This is a genomic window from Streptomyces sp. NPDC020965, assembly GCF_044333555.1.
In the GTDB taxonomy this organism is placed as follows: Bacteria; Actinomycetota; Actinomycetes; order Streptomycetales; family Streptomycetaceae; genus Streptomyces.
In genome coordinates this window covers 684,286-699,612 of sequence record NZ_JBIRRE010000002.1, presented here as the reverse complement: position 1 = coordinate 699,612, position 15,327 = coordinate 684,286, and the positions used below count along the sequence as shown (strand labels likewise).

At 71.5% G+C, this 15,327-nt stretch carries 16 protein-coding genes; 9 read left to right on the top strand and 7 right to left on the bottom strand.

Translation table 11 applies throughout. The features are described from left to right. The first annotated feature begins 95 nt into the window (after positions 1-95). The 3 genes from ACH4S7_RS10030 to ACH4S7_RS10020 all read left to right on the top strand — a co-directional run bounded on the left by ACH4S7_RS10030 (position 96) and on the right by ACH4S7_RS10020 (position 3,252). Positions 96-1,790, top strand: a complete 1,695-nt coding sequence (locus ACH4S7_RS10030) for a DEAD/DEAH box helicase (RefSeq protein WP_398520613.1) — start codon at positions 96-98, stop codon at positions 1,788-1,790. A gap of 239 nt (positions 1,791-2,029) precedes the next feature. Next, positions 2,030-2,881 carry an alpha/beta fold hydrolase gene (locus ACH4S7_RS10025; protein WP_398520612.1) on the top strand — a complete coding sequence of 284 codons (852 nt, stop codon included), beginning with the start codon at positions 2,030-2,032 and terminating at the stop codon, positions 2,879-2,881. Between the two features lie 155 nt (positions 2,882-3,036). Next, positions 3,037-3,252, top strand: coding sequence for a hypothetical protein (locus ACH4S7_RS10020; RefSeq protein ID WP_398520611.1), 216 nt, complete (start codon positions 3,037-3,039; stop codon positions 3,250-3,252). A 60-nt stretch (positions 3,253-3,312) separates the two neighbouring features. Here ACH4S7_RS10020 and ACH4S7_RS10015 read toward each other — a convergent pair whose 3' ends face one another. After that, positions 3,313-4,224 carry an NYN domain-containing protein gene (locus tag ACH4S7_RS10015; RefSeq protein ID WP_398520610.1) on the bottom strand — a complete coding sequence of 304 codons (912 nt, stop codon included), beginning with the start codon at positions 4,222-4,224 and terminating at the stop codon, positions 3,313-3,315. 162 nt (positions 4,225-4,386) lie between these two features. On the opposite strand from ACH4S7_RS10015, the gene ACH4S7_RS10010 reads away from it, so the two are divergent. Continuing rightward, positions 4,387-4,539 carry a hypothetical protein gene (locus ACH4S7_RS10010; protein ID WP_398520609.1) on the top strand — a complete coding sequence of 51 codons (153 nt, stop codon included), beginning with the start codon at positions 4,387-4,389 and terminating at the stop codon, positions 4,537-4,539. Positions 4,540-4,628: 89 nt separating this feature from the next. Here ACH4S7_RS10010 and ACH4S7_RS10005 read toward each other — a convergent pair whose 3' ends face one another. From ACH4S7_RS10005 to ACH4S7_RS09990, 4 genes are all read right to left on the bottom strand, one after another. Then, positions 4,629-5,234, bottom strand: a complete 606-nt coding sequence (locus ACH4S7_RS10005; protein WP_398520608.1) for a MarC family protein — start codon at positions 5,232-5,234, stop codon at positions 4,629-4,631. A gap of 100 nt (positions 5,235-5,334) precedes the next feature. After that, positions 5,335-6,198: a PHP domain-containing protein gene (locus ACH4S7_RS10000; protein WP_398520607.1), complete on the bottom strand. Its 864-nt coding sequence runs from the start codon at positions 6,196-6,198 to the stop codon at positions 5,335-5,337. Positions 6,199-6,338: 140 nt separating this feature from the next. Then, complete coding sequence (locus ACH4S7_RS09995; RefSeq protein ID WP_398520606.1) at positions 6,339-6,977, bottom strand: DUF6758 family protein; 639 nt, start codon at positions 6,975-6,977, stop codon at positions 6,339-6,341. 86 nt (positions 6,978-7,063) lie between these two features. Continuing rightward, on the bottom strand, positions 7,064-7,771 hold the full coding sequence (locus ACH4S7_RS09990) for a suppressor of fused domain protein (protein ID WP_398520605.1): 708 nt from the start codon (positions 7,769-7,771) through the stop codon (positions 7,064-7,066). Positions 7,772-8,276: 505 nt separating this feature from the next. On the opposite strand from ACH4S7_RS09990, the gene ACH4S7_RS09985 reads away from it, so the two are divergent. Then, positions 8,277-9,392, top strand: coding sequence for a magnesium and cobalt transport protein CorA (locus ACH4S7_RS09985; protein WP_398520604.1), 1,116 nt, complete (start codon positions 8,277-8,279; stop codon positions 9,390-9,392). 61 nt (positions 9,393-9,453) lie between these two features. Beyond that, positions 9,454-9,993, top strand: a complete 540-nt coding sequence (locus ACH4S7_RS09980; RefSeq protein ID WP_398520603.1) for a hypothetical protein — start codon at positions 9,454-9,456, stop codon at positions 9,991-9,993. 130 nt (positions 9,994-10,123) lie between these two features. On the opposite strand, the gene ACH4S7_RS09975 is transcribed toward ACH4S7_RS09980, so the two are convergent. Further along, entirely contained in the window at positions 10,124-10,912 is a 789-nt protein-coding gene (locus ACH4S7_RS09975; protein WP_398520602.1) for a hypothetical protein, read from the bottom strand. 383 nt (positions 10,913-11,295) lie between these two features. Here ACH4S7_RS09975 and ACH4S7_RS09970 point away from each other — a divergent pair, with 383 nt between their 5' ends. From ACH4S7_RS09970 to ACH4S7_RS09960, 3 genes are all read left to right on the top strand, one after another. Then, on the top strand, positions 11,296-12,558 hold the full coding sequence (locus ACH4S7_RS09970) for a magnesium transporter MgtE N-terminal domain-containing protein (protein WP_398520730.1): 1,263 nt from the start codon (positions 11,296-11,298) through the stop codon (positions 12,556-12,558). 65 nt (positions 12,559-12,623) lie between these two features. Further along, positions 12,624-13,214 (top strand): DUF1003 domain-containing protein, encoded by a 591-nt coding sequence (locus ACH4S7_RS09965; protein ID WP_398520601.1) that lies wholly within the window; start codon positions 12,624-12,626, stop codon positions 13,212-13,214. A gap of 42 nt (positions 13,215-13,256) precedes the next feature. Beyond that, positions 13,257-14,390: an Mrp/NBP35 family ATP-binding protein gene (locus tag ACH4S7_RS09960; RefSeq protein WP_398520600.1), complete on the top strand. Its 1,134-nt coding sequence runs from the start codon at positions 13,257-13,259 to the stop codon at positions 14,388-14,390. Between the two features lie 125 nt (positions 14,391-14,515). Here the strand turns inward: ACH4S7_RS09960 and ACH4S7_RS09955 are convergent, their stop codons facing one another. Next, a complete protein-coding gene (locus ACH4S7_RS09955; RefSeq protein ID WP_398520599.1) occupies positions 14,516-15,205 on the bottom strand; it encodes a hypothetical protein in 690 nt (229 codons plus the stop codon). Positions 15,206-15,327: the final 122 nt, after the last annotated feature.

The window sequence follows — 15,327 nt, the reverse complement described above, 5'->3', positions numbered from 1 at the left end:
CGCAAGTGACGACTTTCCGGGATCTAGGGATCCTTGCCGAGACGGCCGAAGCACTCGAAGCCGTCGGCATTGTGCACCCTTTCCCCATTCAGGAGATGACGCTCCCCGTGGCGCTCTCCGGCTCCGACGTGATCGGCCAGGCCAAGACCGGCACCGGCAAGACGCTCGGTTTCGGTCTGCCCCTGCTGGAGCGCGTCACCGTCCCCGCGGACGTCGAGGCGGGCCGGGCCACGCCCGAGCAGCTCACCGACGCCCCCCAGGCGCTCGTCGTCGTTCCCACCCGCGAGCTGTGCACCCAGGTCACCAATGACCTGCTCACGGCCGGCAAGGTGCGGAACGTCCGCGTTCTCGCGATCTACGGCGGCCGGGCGTACGAGCCCCAGGTCGAGGCGCTCCGCAAGGGCGTCGACGTGATCGTCGGCACGCCGGGCCGGCTGCTCGACCTGGCCGGACAGAAGAAGCTCGACCTGTCCCATGTGCGCGCGCTCGTCCTGGACGAGGCCGACGAGATGCTCGACCTCGGCTTCCTCCCCGACGTCGAGAAGATCATCAAGTTCCTGCCGCCCCGTCGGCAGACGATGCTCTTCTCCGCGACGATGCCCGGCGCGGTCATCGGCCTGGCCCGTCGCTACATGTCGCAGCCCACCCACATCCGCGCCACCGCGCCGGACGACCAGGGCGCGACCGTCGCGAACATCACGCAGCGGGTCTACCGCGCGCACTCGATGGACAAGCCCGAGATGGTCTCGCGGATCCTCCAGGCGGACGGCCGCGGCCTCGTCATGGTCTTCTGCCGTACCAAGCGGACGGCGGCGGACATCGCCGAGCAGCTCGCCCGTCGGGGGTTCGCCTCCGGCGCGGTCCACGGCGACCTCGGCCAGGGCGCCCGCGAGCAGGCCCTGCGGGCCTTCCGCAACGGCAAGGTCGACGTCCTCGTCTGCACGGACGTGGCGGCGCGCGGTATCGATGTCGAGGGTGTGACCCACGTCATCAACTACCAGTCCCCTGAGGACGAGAAGACCTACCTCCACCGCGTGGGCCGCACCGGCCGCGCGGGCGCGTCTGGTACCGCGGTCACGCTGGTCGACTGGGACGACATCCCCCGCTGGCAGTTGATCAACAAGGCGCTGGACCTCGGCTTCGCCGACCCGGTCGAGACGTACTCCACCTCCCCGCACTTCTTCGAGGAGCTGGGGATCCCGACCGGCACCAAGGGAGTCCTCCCCCGGTCCGAGCGCACCCGCGCCGGCCTGGCGGCGGAAGAGGTCGAGGACCTGGGCGAGACGGGTGGCCGTGGGCGCAGCAAGTCCTCCGCCGCCGCCCCGGCCGTGACGGAGGAGCGCCCGGCCCGCACCCGGACCCCGCGCCAGCGCCGCCGCACCCGGGGCGGCTCGGACGTCGAGGCCGAGGCCACGACCACCGCGTCGGCACCGGCCACGGAGGCCACCGAGCCCTCGGAGGTCTCGGAGCCCCGCGCCCCGAGGCGCCGCCGCCGTACGAGGGTGGGCGCGTCGGCCCCGGTCGAGCTGGTGACGCCGGACGCGGCGCCGGCCGCCACCGTCCCGGCTCCCGAAGCGGACGTCGAGACCAAGCCGCGCCGTCGCCGCACCCGTGCGGTGAAGACCGTGAACGAGGCACCCGAGGCGCCCGCCGAGACCGTGGCGGTGGCCGAGAAGCCCCGCCGCGCCCGCGCGGTCAAGGTGACGGAGGAGGCCGCATCGGAGGCCGCCGCCACCGAGACCAAGCCCCGCCGCCGCAGCCGCGCGAAGGCCGCGACACCGGAAGCCTGATCCGGCCGCACCTGATCACCCGACAGCGCCCTCCGTCAGCCCTCTGTGGTTGACGGAGGGCGCTGTCGTCGCCATGGGCCGTGTCCCCGCTCGCCGGACGCGCCCGTACGCGTGGGGCGGCCCGCGCGGGTCGCCCGCCCACCGGTCCGCCGCGCTTCCGGCGATCACCGACCGGACGGACCCGGAGTCCGGGCGACCCACACCCCCGGGTGCGCGCCGGCGCGGCTAGCCTCGACCCCATGAGTCGTCCGCCCACCTTCCTCCCGCCGGACTGCGCCGGCTCCCGCGTTCTACAGACCTCGCGGGGAGAGTTCGCCGTCCTCGACGCCACGCCCCCGGACGGCGCCGCCGTCACGGGCACGGCGCTGCTCGTGCCCGGGTACACCGGGAGCAAAGAGGACTTCATCGCCATGCTCCAGCCGCTCACCGACGCCGGATACCGTGCCGTCGCCGTCGACGGGCGCGGCCAGCACGAGACCCCCGGTCCGGACGAGGCACACGCGTACGCGCGGGAGGAGCTGGCGCGGGATGTGCTCGCGCAGGCCCGGGCGCTCGACAGTGGCCCCGTACATCTCCTCGGGCACTCGCTCGGCGGCCAGATCTCCCGCGCGGCCGTCCTCATCGACGCCACCCCGTTCCGCACGCTGACCCTGATGTCGTCGGGGCCCGCCGCCGTCACCCCCGCCCAGCAGGAGCGGATCCGGCTGCTGGGCGACGCGCTCGCGGTGATGAGCCTGGACGAGGTCTGGGAGGCGATGAAGGCGCTGGAGCCGCCGGAGGAGACGGACACCGGCGGCGAGGAGCTGCGGCGGCGGTGGCTGCGGCATCACCCGCTCCAACTGGTGACGACCGGACGACAGCTCACGGTCGAGCCCGACCGGGTGGCGGAGCTGGTCGCCGTCCGTCCGCCGCTCCCCCTCCACGTGCTCAGCGGCGAGCGGGACGACACCTGGCCCGTACCGCTGCTGGACGAGATGGCCGAGCGTCTCGGCGCGGTCCGGACGGTGATCGACGGGGCCGAGCACTCCCCCAACACCGACCGTCCGGTGGCGACCTCGGCGGCCGTCGCCGCGTTCTGGGACCGCCACTGAGGGACCGTCACCGGCGCCGCACTCTCCCCGCAGGATCTGGGCTCCGAGATCGAAGGGGACGGGGAGTGCAAGGAGGCTCGCCGGTGAAGTTCTGCTCCATTCGTGGGGACGTCGGCCGTGCCGCGACAGCGCGTGCCCGGGGACGGGGAGGGACTGTGCAGGACTCACCTGTGACGGCCACCTGCCCGGACGGGACCACCTTGACGGGCGGCGGCTGGCGGGCGACGCCGAGTGACGTGCTCGGAGTCTCCAGTGAGTACCCCGACGCGGCGGCCAGGACCTGGACGGTCGAGCTGCTCCCGAGCTTCAACGCGACCGGTACCTCCACGGCGTCGGTGACGGCCTACGCCCTCTGTCTGCCCACGTCCTGAGGGGGCGTGGAGGTGACGCTCGTGGGCCCCCGCCACTGAGGAGGCGGGGCCCACGAGCGTTCAGAGCTGTGACTGGAGGTGGTGCCAGAAGCCGTCCCGCAGCGCCCGCCGCAGCACCGCGTGGCCCCGCAGCGACCGCTGGAGCACCCGCTCCGCCTCGATCAGCAGATCCTGGTCGACCCCGCCCGGCAGATACGGGTATCCCGGCAGCAGCTCGGCCATCGCGTCCCGCCCCCGCTCGGCCAGCCAGTTCACCGCGATCTGCGCCCCCACGAAGCGCACCTCGTCGCGCGACGGGGGCGGCGCGCCCTCGTTCTCGTACGTGGTCACGGGACGGCGCGTGATGTACGGCCGGCAGAAGTCCAGGTCGAAGGTCCGCTGACTGTCGACCTCCCAGAGAAGCGGCTCCGCCTGGTTGCGGCCGTCGGATGCCTCGATCCCCCAGAGGTGGACCCGCGCGCCGTAGCCCTGCGCCGCCTCCACCGCCGAGACGAGGTCCTCGTCACCGCCGACGAGCGCCGCGTCGCTGATGGCCCGGTGCCGGGCGAGTGACTCCAGGTCCGTACGGATGAGGGAGTCGACGCCCTTCTGCTGATTGTTGGCGTTGAGGTTGCCCAGCCGGACCTTGACATCGGGCAGCTCGGCGATGGACTGCTGCTCGGGGGTGTGGATGCGGCGTCGGGCGCCGTCGTACCAGTAGACGCGCAGCAGCCTGCTGTCGGCGAAGATCGTGCGCGCCTTGTCGATGAACGCCTCGATCAGACCTTCGGCGTCCAGGTCGAAGGAGCGCCGGTCCTCGGTGCCCGTCACCAGTAGTCCCGCCGCCGCGTAGACATAACCCGCGTCGACGAAGATGGCGTGGGTGGAGGGCGTCTTGGCGACCTCGGCGAGCATGCGGCGGAGCAGCTCGTTGGTGCGCTCCACATGGGCGCCGAGCCGGCCGACCGCCGAGTCGTCTTCTGTGTCGTTCATACGCGACCCATTCTCCGAGCGTCAGCGGGTACCCGCCAGTAGTTAGACAAGCGAAGATTTTCCTTAGTGTAGGGAATATTTGCCCTGGGCATCTCTGTTGATGACAACGGAACACCAAGCCAGCAGTTCTCCAGCAGGAGGATCAGACGAAGGGAAGAAGCCATGCGCTTCGAGATCATGCGCCTCGATGATGTCAACGGCACCGCCGTCGACAGCACCGTCGTGGACGCTGCCTCCGTCAACCGGATCGTGCAGCAGGCCGCCGCAACCGGCCAGCGCATCTATATCCGCCCGGTCGATTCCCCGGCCTTGTAGTGCCGTCGGCCCACATCTGACCTGACGCGCCCCCGTACGGATGGATCCGTACGGGGGCGCTGTCGCACGCGGAGCGCCGGTGCGGGGGCTCACGCGCCCCGCACGACCTGGGTGACGCCGTTGATGATCTGCTGCACGGCGATGGCCGAGAGCATCATCCCCGCCAGCCTGGTCACCAGCACCACTCCACCGTCCTTGATCACCCTGATGATCAGGAGTGAGTATCGCATCGCCAGCCAGAGCACCACATGCATGGCCACGATCGCGGCCCAGACCGCGATCTGCTGCGACGCCCCGTCCGCGTCCTGCACCGCCAGGATCACCGAGACGATCGCACCGGGTCCGGCCAGCAGCGGCATCCCGAGGGGCACGAGAGCGACGTTGACGTCCTTGGTCTGCTGCGGCTCGTCCGTCTTGCCGGTCAGCAGATCGAGCGCGATGAGCAGCAGCAACAACCCGCCCGCGATCATCAGCGCGGGGACGGAGATATGCAGATAGTCCAGGATCTGCCGGCCGATCAGCCCGAAGAGCGTGATCACACCGAAGGCAACGGCGACCGCCTGCCAGGCCATCCGGCGCTGGGTCTTGGCGGGCCGGCCGGAGGTCAGCGCCAGGAAGATCGGAGTGACCCCGGGGGGATCCATGATGACAAAAAGGGTCAGGAAGAGGGAGCCGAAAACGGCGGCGTCGAACACAGTGAGGGCCTAGCGGGAAGAGGAACGAGGAGGGCGGAGAGGGTCAGGGCGGTTCCGCTGGATCAGGCCGGGGGCCCCGGCAGGATCCAGCGCAAACGTCCTAGGCGCGGCTTCCGCCGGCGCCGGGCACCGGGAACGCCCCGGTCGCGCGCCGAGTGATCTCGCCGTAGATCTCCGGGTCGGTGGTGTACTCCCCGAGCCCGACCTCCTTGCGGCTGCCGTGGTAGTCGCTGGACCCGGTGGTCAGCAGCCCGAGGTCGCGGGCGAGACCACGCAGTCGTTCCCGCGCCGGCCGGTCGTGGTCCATGTGGTCGACCTCGATGCCGTCGAGCCCGGCGGCGGCCAGTTCGCCGATCGCCTGCTCGGGCACCGTACGACCGCGCTTGGCGGCGGCGGGGTGGGCGAAGACGGCGACCCCACCGGCCGCCTTGACCAGACGGACCGCGGTGAACGGGTCGAGTTCGTGCTTGACGATATGGGCCCGGCCGCCGTCGGCGATCCACTCGGGCGTGAACGCGTCGGACACGGTCGGCACGACGCCGAGTTCCACCAGCGCGGTCGCGATGTGCGGGCGGCCGACCGAGCCGTCCCCGGCGATGCGGGCAACCTGGTCCCATGCGATGGGCACACCCAGCTCCCGCAGCCTGCCCACCATCGCCTGCGCCCGCGGCACCCGGTCGTCCCGCAGCAGCTCACGCTCGCGCAGCAGCTCGGGCTCGGCCGGATCGAAGAGGTACGCGAGCAGATGCATGCTCACACCGTCGAGGGCGCAGGAGATCTCGGCGCCGGTGACCAGGGTCAGCCCCTCGGGGAGCGCGGCAACGGCCTCCGCATGACCCCGGGTGGTGTCGTGGTCGGTGAGGGCGACGACATCGAGCCCGGCAGCGGCGGCGTGGCGGACCAGCTCGGCGGGGGTGTCCGTACCGTCCGACGCCGTGGAGTGGGTGTGCAGATCGATGCGCACAGCGGACTCCAGGGGGCGGGCGGACAGGGGACGGCTCAGTCTATCGGGCGTCCGGAGCGCACCCGTCCGCCCTCGGCTCCCCCGCGGCGGCCCTGGTGGGCCCGTCCCGTACGCCCTCGTCAGGGATTACGGGACAGCCCTTAGGACAGCAGTCTCGGCGAGAGGGCGCCGCACGGCACCAGGTCGAGCTCGGCGCCCGCGTCGCGCAGATCGGTGAGCACCAGCTCGTCGTACATCAACAGTCCCGACTGCTCGGGCCAGACGATCGCCCACAGCCACAGCCCCCGGGCCTCTCCCGCGAAGACCGCGCGGTCGGGGGGCGCCGAGCTCACATGCCAGAGCGGGGTGGGGCGGCCCGCCGCGAGGACCTTGGCGTGGGGCGGTCTGTCGACCTCGATATGCGGTCCGGGGTCCGGGCCGTCGATCCCCGCATACCGCGCACCGAGCCCGACTCCCAACTCCTCCGCCACCAGCAGCAGTTCACCGATGCCGCCGAGCGGTCCCGGTCCGGAGCAGGCCACGGCGGTGGCCCGGCCGCCGCTGCGGTCGTCCCCCGCGTACGCGACGCCGGTGAAGAGCCAGCCGACGGGCAGCGGCCAGGGCATCCACACCGGCACCCGCGCCCGGTGCACGACGACGCCGAGGGCCTCCACGCTCGGCGGGATCACCGGCTGGAGCGGATGGACCGTGCCGTCCACATCGCACTGCCAGGAATCGGCGAAGAGACCGGGCGCCCTGACCCGACCACCGCACTTCGGGCAACTGGGTTCGCCCCTCATAGCGCCCCACGGTCCTACCCGGCCGACGCCGCGTCAAGGACGATCACCCGTCCGGCGTGTGCACTCACGCTCCAATGATCATGGACTCAGCCCAGCGACACGGAGGTACGGAGGGGATCTCGCAGGTCCGTCCCCCGAGCGAGCCAGCGCTCCCGCAGTTCCCGTGCACCGTGCACACGCTTCCAGGCGGCCTCGTTCGGCGTCATGGGAAGCAGCGGCAGGAAACGCACCGCCTCCAGGGGCGGGTCCAGCTCCAGATCGGGCACCAGCCCGCCCGGTTCGGCGACCAGCACGGAGGAGAAGGGCGCACCGGGCCAGAGCGGCTCACCGACGTCGAGCGACGACCCCGGAGCCACCACGACACCCTCCACCTGGGGCGCGGCGGCCAGCACGGCGAGCCGGCGCAGCACCTGGTCGGTGTCGGCGAGTCCGGCCCGGACGGAAAGGATCAGCTCGGCCCGGGGGCCCTTCACCGGATCGGCGAGGGTGGCCGTGGGGTCGGCCATGGGCTGGGCGGACATGCCGAGCGTGGCGTAGCGCACGATGCCCCCACCGGGCCCGGCGCTCCCCCGGCCGGGGCCCTTCGGGTCGGCGGCGCCGTCGCCGATGTCGGCGGTGCCTTCGCCGGCGCGGGCGTCGCCGTAAAGGTCGTGAGCGTCGCGGGAGTCCTGGGAGTCGCGGAACCGCAGGACCTGGATGCGCTCCGTACCGAGGAAGGTCACCGCAGCGCGGGCGTCCGGTTCGCCGAGTGCCGTACGCAACCTGGCTTCGACGAGAGCGAGAACTTCTGGCATCTGGCGAGCATAAAGCGCAGGGGAAAAGGGCAAGACAACGGATTGGCCCTCAGTCGGCTGATAGCCTTGGCCGCTGGCCGGGATTGCTTGCCCAGAGCACATGGAGACGAGGCGCGACAGCGCGCTCTCCAGTCCCGGCGACACGCTGTCCCTTACGGGGGACCGGCCGGAGGAGGTGGGGTCTGCGGTGGATCGAAGTCGACCGTGCAGTACCAACCGCTCTTCCGAACAGCGTCACTTCCCGTTGATCTGAGGGATTCCCACCCGGGGCCACGGGGCCCACACGCTTCGCGCGCCATGGCACCCCGTAGCAACGCCCCGTACCGAACGGCATCCCGTTCAACGGCATTTCGCACGACGGAAGAGCACTTCGTTTTTGCCTGTCTGTAGCGAACGCCGTCACCGCGATCTCGCGGTGCCGCCCGCTTTGCGGACGTAATCCGACGTCCCCATTCCGGGCTGTGCCACACCCTTCGCCGACGGCCCCTCCGTGAAGGAGCCAGCCATGTCGATGATCCGTGACCTGCGCGCCGCGGTCCGCCCGTCGCACCGCAAGTCCAGCGCCCCCTACCACTCGTACGACGCCACCCGCGATCCCTCCACCTCCACCGCCGTCGTCGACTGCGCCGTCTACCGCGACGGGCACCGGCTGGCGAGCGAGGGCTGCCAGAGCCCCCGCGAGGCCATGCTGAGGGTCCGTGAGGGCGGCGGCTTCGCCTGGATCGGGCTGCATGAGCCGACCGAGGAGGAGTTCGCCGGCATCGCGGCCGAGTTCGGACTCCACCCCCTCGCCGTCGAGGACGCCGTCCACGCACACCAGCGGCCCAAGCTGGAACGGTACGACGACACGCTCTTCACCGTCTTCAAGACGATCCACTACGTCGATCACGACGAACTCACCGCGACCAGCGAGGTCGTCGAGACCGGTGAGGTCATGTGCTTCACCGGACGGGACTTCGTCATCACCGTCCGGCACGGCGGCAAGGGCTCCCTGCGGGCGCTGCGGCACGGCCTCCAGAAGGACACGGAGCTGCTGTCGAAGGGGCCGTCGGCCGTTCTGCACGCCATCGCCGACCATGTGGTGGACGGCTACATCGCGGTCGCCGCGGCCGTGCAGGACGATATCGACGAGGTCGAGATCGATGTCTTCTCCGCACCCGCCAAGGGCCGGCAGCGCGGCAGCGACGCCGGGCGGATCTACCAGCTCAAGCGCGAGGTGTTGGAATTCAAGCGGGCCGTCTCGCCACTGCTCCGGCCGATGCAGTTGCTGAGCGAACGGCCGATGCGGTTGATCGAACCGGACATCCAGAAGTACTTCCGCGATGTCGCCGACCATCTCGCCCGGGTGCAGGAGGAGGTCATCGGCTTCGACGAACTGCTGAACTCCATCCTCCAGGCCAACCTCGCGCAGGCGACCGTGGCCCAGAACGAGGACATGCGCAAGATCACTTCCTGGGCCGCGATCATCGCCGTACCGACGGCGGTGTGCGGGGTGTACGGCATGAACTTCGACCACATGCCCGAGCTCCGCTGGGAGTACGGCTACCCGATGGTGCTGACCGCCATCGCGGTGATCTGCTTCTCCATCCACCGCACCCTGAAGCGGAACGGCTGGCTATAGGTCAGGGCTGTCCCGTCGTGCGCCCGCCAGGGAGTACGGGACAGCCTTTAAGCTGGCGGGCATGACAGAACCCTCCCTCAGCCCCGCCCAGGACTCCCCGCTGCTCGGTCGGGCCCTGGTCGAGGAGGCCACCAAGAAGTCCGGCCTCATCTGGGTCCGGGGCGAGGAGGGCGAACGCGCGCTCTGGCACCTGTGGCACGAGGGCGCCGCACATGTCGTCGGTGACGGCGCGGGCGAACAGCCGCTGCCCGGATTGGTCCACGGCGGTACGGCGGAGGTCACCGTCCGCAGCAAGGACAAGGGCGGCCGGCTGATCGCCTGGACGGCGTCGGTGAGCGAGTTGGAGCCGGGCTCGGAGCCCTGGGACGCGGTGACGGCCGAACTGAAGGCCAAACGGCTCAACGCGGTGGACTCGGAGCGGGTGCTGGAGCGCTGGGCCGCCGAATGTCGGGTGCTGCGCCTGGAGCCCACCTCGTCCACGACCGATCTGCCGGCCGGTTCGCTCGCCACGCCCCCGCTGCCGACGGCCGCGATCACGCGCCGTCCGGTGCCGGCCGCGCTGCCGAGGCTGCTGCTGGGCCGCAAGAAGAAGCGCGGCTGACGCGAGAGCCGGGTCCGGGAAGAGCGGGAAGCGGCGGGGCCGGGGAGGACCGGGGGCCAGGAAATGGCGAGCCGGTGAGGACCGGGCCCCGCGAGCGGCGCCACCGCTCGCGGTCAGTCCCCGCTCGTCGTCAGCCCCCGCTCGTCTTCGGGAGCTGCCCGCCGTAGTCCACCGTCTCCTCCTCCGCCGGTGGCGTCAGGGCGAAGTCCAGGCCCCACTCCCCCAGCGTCAGCACGCCGGCACCGCCGCCCCGGGCGAACTGGAGCGGGTACGGCTCCCCCTCCAGGGAGACGTCGAGGACACCGCCGGCGCCGTCCGCCGCCCGGACCTTGATCACCCGTACGCCTCCGACCTGCGTACGGTCCCCCTTGCTCAGCTCCCCCTCCATGCCCAGCAGCCCGTTCAGCAGCACATCCATCTCCGTGAAACCACGGAACTGCTTGTACGCCGGATCGCCCTGCGGCACCTTCACATACTTGTTGCCGAGCTTGAGCGCGGCCTCCGCGTCCGTCTCGCTGGGCCCGGACGCGCCGCCCTCGCCCCCGGCGTCCTTCTGGGTCCAGAACTTCGCGTCCGCCTTGAGGTAGAGCGCGTCGTCGATCCGCAGCAGCGCGAAGGTGTTGTGCTTCGAGGTGACGGAGCCGGTGCCGCCGTCGTCCTTGAGGCGCATGTTCAGCTTGTAGGTGCCGCCCTTGCTGACCAGGGTCCCCGAGAGCCGCACCGAGGCTGCCGCGGCGGCGGCCGCCCGCGCCTTGCCCTCGATCTCGGTGGCGGAGAGCTTCCCCACGCCGTTGGTCCCCTTGTCCGGGTCCTCTTTCTTCTCGGCGCCGCAGGCCGTGGTGGACAGGGCCAGCCCCGCGCACATCGCCAGGGAGAGAACGGCCCTGCGGGCCCGGGAAACCGGGGGGAGGGGAGTCACCGGCGCACTGCCTCTCATCTGCTTTTCAGGGGTGGCAGACCGCAGCGTACCCGTGGTCGGCGGGCGGCTCCGCAGGGAGTCGGGGGGAAGGACCGGGGCACCGGTCCGGACAGCGACGAGGAACCTCGGTCGGGGGTCCGACCGAGGGCCGTGGCGACGGCACGCACCGGCCCGGACAGCCCAAGAGCAACACCGGAGCCGCACCGAAGCGACACTGGAGCGACACCGGAGCCGCACTGGACAGACACATCACCGGCACCCGTACCCGCACCGGACGGGCGTCGGCCAGCGGCGGCGCCGCAGGGTACAAGCTAGCCTGAAGCTCTCATATCCGAGCAAATCAGGCAGTGGTCGCGGAGACCGCCGTCGAGGAGGTGCGGACCATGGTCGCGAGCGTCACTCGCGTCTTCGTCTCCCATCTCTCCGGCGTGCCGGTCTTCGACCCCAACGGTGACCAGGTCGGCCGCGTCCGCGACCTCGTCGCCATGCTCCGCGTCGGCCGCCGCCCGCCCCGGCTGCTCGGTCTGGTCGTCGAGGTGCTCAGCCGCCGCCGGATCTTCCTCCCGATGACCCGGGTCACCGGTGTCGAGTCCGGCCAGGTCATCACGTCCAGCGTGCTCAACGTCCGCAGGTTCGAACAGCGCCCCACCGAGCGGCTGGTCCTGGGCGAACTGCTCGACCGACAGGTGCGGCTGGTCGACGGCGACGAGGAGGCCACCGTTCTCGATGTGTCGATCCGCCGGCTGCCGGCCCGGCGCGACTGGGAGATCGACAAGGTCTTCGTCCGCCGGGGGCGCGGCGGGGCACTGCGCCGCCGGGGGGAGACGCTGACCGTGGACTGGTCGGCGGTGACCGGCTTCTCCCTGGAGGAGGACAGCCAGAGCGCGGAGAGCCTGGTCGCCACCTTCGAACGGCTGCGCCCGGCCGACCTCGCCAACGCGCTGCACCACCTCTCGCCCAAGCGTCGCGCCGAGGTCGCCGCCGCGCTCGACGACGACCGGCTCGCCGACGTGCTGGAGGAGCTGCCCGAGGACGACCAGGTGGAGATCCTCGGCAAGCTCCAGGAGGAACGCGCCGCAGACGTGCTGGAGGCGATGGACCCGGACGACGCCGCCGACCTCCTCTCCGAACTGCCCGAGGAGGACAAGGAGCGGCTGCTGACCCTGATGCGCCCGGACGACGCCGCAGATGTGCGCCGGCTGCTGTCGTACGAGGAACGCACCGCGGGCGGGCTGATGACCACCGATCCGATCGTGCTGCGGCCGGACGCCACGGTCGCCGACGCCCTGGCGCGCGTACGCCAGCAGGACCTTCCCCCGGCGCTCGCCGCGCAGGTGTATGTGTGCCGGCCGCCGGACGAGACGCCGACGGGCAAGTACCTGGGCACGGTGCACTTCCAGCGGCTGCTGCGGGATCCACCGTTCACCCTGGTCGGCTCGGTGGTGGACACCGATCTGCCGCCGCTGGCACCGAACACCCCGCTGCCCGCCGTGACCAGCTATCTCGCCACGTACAACATGGTCGCGGCCCCGGTGGTGGACGAGGGCGGCGCCCTGCTCGGCGCGGTGACCGTGGACGACGTGCTCGACCACCTACTGCCGGACGACTGGCGCGAGACGGAGTTCGAGGAGTCCGCCCATGGGTAGCGGCGGCGGGCGGGAGCGGGCCGCGCGGACGGCACCGTACGGCGGCGGCGGGCGGGAGGCGGTCCATGGGTAGCGGCGGTGGCGGCAGCAATCAGGGACCCGCCGAGCAGCGGGAGCGGACGCCGTCCGGCGCGACCGCCGCGTCCCGGGCGCGGCTGGACCTGCCGCGCGCGCCCCGGCGCACCCTGCTCCCCGAGTACGACCCCGAGGCGTTCGGCCGGCTCTCCGAGCGGACCGCCCGCTTCCTGGGCACCGGCCGGTTCATCGTCTGGATGACCCTCATCATCATCCTGTGGGTCGTCTGGAACGTCTCCGCCCCGGAGGGCCTCCGCTTCGACACCTACCCCTTCATCTTCCTGACGCTGATGCTCTCCCTTCAGGCGTCGTACGCCGCGCCCCTGATCCTGCTGGCCCAGAACCGCCAGGACGACCGCGACCGGGTCACCCATGAACAGGACCGCAAGCAGAACGAGCGGTCGATCGCGGACACCGAGTACCTGACCCGGGAGATCGCCGCCCTGCGGATGGGTCTCGGCGAGGTCGCCACCCGGGACTGGATCCGCTCGGAACTCGAAGACCTGCTCAGAGACATGGAGGAGCGCCGCGTCCCGTTCCCGTACGACTCCGGTCCGGAGCGTGACGGAACAGACGGCTGACCGGCTGCCCGGACGGTGGAGTCGGCGCCGTACCATCGTGCTATGGCTACGGAAGACGCGTTGCTCGAAGCACTGGCGACGGTGAACGACCCCGAGATCAACCGACCGATCACCGAACTCGGCATGGTCAAATCGGTGCAGATCGGGGAGGACGGCGCGGTGGCCGTCACGGTGTTCCTCACCGTCTCCGGCTGCCCGATGCGCGAGACCATCACGAAGAACGTGACGGACGCGCTCGCGCGCGTCGACGGTGTCACTCGCGTCGATGTCACGCTCGATGTGATGAGCGACGAGCAGCGCCGCGAGCTGGCTTCGTCACTGCGCGGCGGCACCGCCGAACGAGAAGTCCCCTTCGCCCAGCCCGGTTCGCTGACCAGGGTGTACGCGGTCGCCTCCGGCAAGGGTGGCGTCGGCAAATCGTCCGTCACGGTCAACCTGGCGGCGGCGATGGCGGCCGACGGGCTGAAGGTCGGCGTCGTGGACGCGGACATCTACGGCCACTCGGTGCCCCGGATGCTGGGCGCGCACGGCCGCCCCACCCAGGTCGAGAACATGATCATGCCGCCGTCGGCGCACGGCGTGAAGGTCATCTCGATCGGCATGTTCACGCCGGGCAATGCCCCGGTGGTGTGGCGCGGGCCGATGCTGCACCGCGCGCTCCAGCAGTTCCTCGCGGATGTGTACTGGGGCGATCTGGACGTTCTCCTCCTCGACCTGCCGCCGGGCACCGGCGATATCGCCATCTCGGTTGCCCAGCTCGTGCCGAACGCGGAGATCCTGGTCGTCACCACCCCGCAGCAGGCGGCGGCCGAGGTCGCCGAGCGGGCCGGCTCCATCGCCGTACAGACGCATCAGAAGATCGTCGGCGTGGTGGAGAACATGTCGGGCCTGCCGTGCCCGCACTGCGACGAGATGGTCGATGTCTTCGGCAGCGGCGGCGGCCAGCGGGTCGCCGACGGGCTGACCCGGACGACCGGCGCGAACGTACCGGTGCTGGGCACCATCCCCATCGACGTACGGCTCCGGGAGGGCGGCGACGAGGGCAGGCCCGTGGTCCTCACCGACCCCGAGTCCCCGGCCGGGTCCGCGCTGCGCTCGATCGCCGGCAAGCTGGGCGGGCGCCAGCGGGGTCTCGCGGGGCTGAGCCTGGGGATCACCCCGAGGAACAAGTTCTAGGCCCTGTCCGCCCCGGCTGAGGGCGCTCCGCCCGGCACCGTACCGACCGCCGGGCGGGCTTGATCATCGAGCCCGCCCGGCGCGCTCCGGACGGAGGCGCCGGGGCGGGCCGTCGAGCGGCGGGCTCAGACGTACGGTTCGAGGTCCCGCACCACGGAGAAGCCGAGGCCGTACGCGCTCATCCCGCGTCCGTACGCACCGATGTGCACGCCGCTCGGCGTCGATCCGGCCAGCACCCAGCCGTACTCCGACTCGCGGTAGTGGAAGGTCGCGGCCTCCCCGTCCACGGGCAGCGAGAGCGTCGACCACTCCGGTCCGCTCAGATCGTCCGCCAGCTCGAACGCGGTCTCCGTCTGCTGGTCCAGCCAGTCGTCGCGCAGCGAGTGGTCCAACTGCGGGGGCCAGGTGTGGGCCAGCAGCCCCGAGCCGGCCAGCCAGGCCGCCGACGCGACCGTGGTGGCGTCCAGGACTCCCGTACCGTCACCGCTGCGCCGTACGGGGCTGGCCGCGACGGTGACGACCACCGCGAACCGCTCCGCGTCGGCGGCCCCGGCGTCCGACCGTATCGACGGCTCCTCGCCGTGGCCCATCGAACCGTGCTGTACGACACCGTCCGCCGCCGAGCCGACCCGCATCAGCCAGCGCGGGCCGGTGAACGCCTCGTCCAGCCCGTACCAGGGGAAGGAGGCGCGGGTGTACGCGTCGACGGCGACCCGGCCGGTGCCCGGCCGCGCCGCCACGGGTTGGTCCGGTGCGCCGGGAACGGGGGATTCACTGACCGTGCCCTGCGGTTCTGCTCGGCTGGTCGTCTCCATCTACCCGGCCGCCTCCTCTGTGTCCGAGGTCCGGAGCGGACCCGCCCCCCTCGGGCGTCCTCGCGTCCTGACAGATGGAGAGAATAGCCATCCCGGCCCGGCTCGCAGGGATTGACCGCCGT

Excerpts from the sequence above, each read along its gene's own strand:
- ACH4S7_RS09995 (WP_398520606.1), bottom strand. The coding sequence starts at position 6,977 with ATGAGGGGCGAACCCAGTTGCCCGAAGTGCGGTGGTCGGGTCAGGGCG.
- ACH4S7_RS09985 (WP_398520604.1), top strand. The coding sequence starts at position 8,277 with ATGTCGATGATCCGTGACCTGCGCGCCGCGGTCCGCCCGTCGCACCGC.
- ACH4S7_RS09965 (WP_398520601.1), top strand. The coding sequence starts at position 12,624 with ATGGGTAGCGGCGGTGGCGGCAGCAATCAGGGACCCGCCGAGCAGCGG.
- ACH4S7_RS10010 (WP_398520609.1), top strand. The coding sequence starts at position 4,387 with ATGCGCTTCGAGATCATGCGCCTCGATGATGTCAACGGCACCGCCGTC.
- ACH4S7_RS10015 (WP_398520610.1), bottom strand. The coding sequence starts at position 4,224 with ATGAACGACACAGAAGACGACTCGGCGGTCGGCCGGCTCGGCGCCCAT.
- ACH4S7_RS10030 (WP_398520613.1), top strand. The coding sequence starts at position 96 with ATGACGCTCCCCGTGGCGCTCTCCGGCTCCGACGTGATCGGCCAGGCC.
- ACH4S7_RS09960 (WP_398520600.1), top strand. The coding sequence starts at position 13,257 with ATGGCTACGGAAGACGCGTTGCTCGAAGCACTGGCGACGGTGAACGAC.
- ACH4S7_RS09990 (WP_398520605.1), bottom strand. The coding sequence starts at position 7,771 with ATGCCAGAAGTTCTCGCTCTCGTCGAAGCCAGGTTGCGTACGGCACTC.
- ACH4S7_RS09955 (WP_398520599.1), bottom strand. The coding sequence starts at position 15,205 with ATGGAGACGACCAGCCGAGCAGAACCGCAGGGCACGGTCAGTGAATCC.
- ACH4S7_RS09970 (WP_398520730.1), top strand. The coding sequence starts at position 11,296 with ATGGTCGCGAGCGTCACTCGCGTCTTCGTCTCCCATCTCTCCGGCGTG.
- ACH4S7_RS10025 (WP_398520612.1), top strand. The coding sequence starts at position 2,030 with ATGAGTCGTCCGCCCACCTTCCTCCCGCCGGACTGCGCCGGCTCCCGC.
- ACH4S7_RS09980 (WP_398520603.1), top strand. The coding sequence starts at position 9,454 with ATGACAGAACCCTCCCTCAGCCCCGCCCAGGACTCCCCGCTGCTCGGT.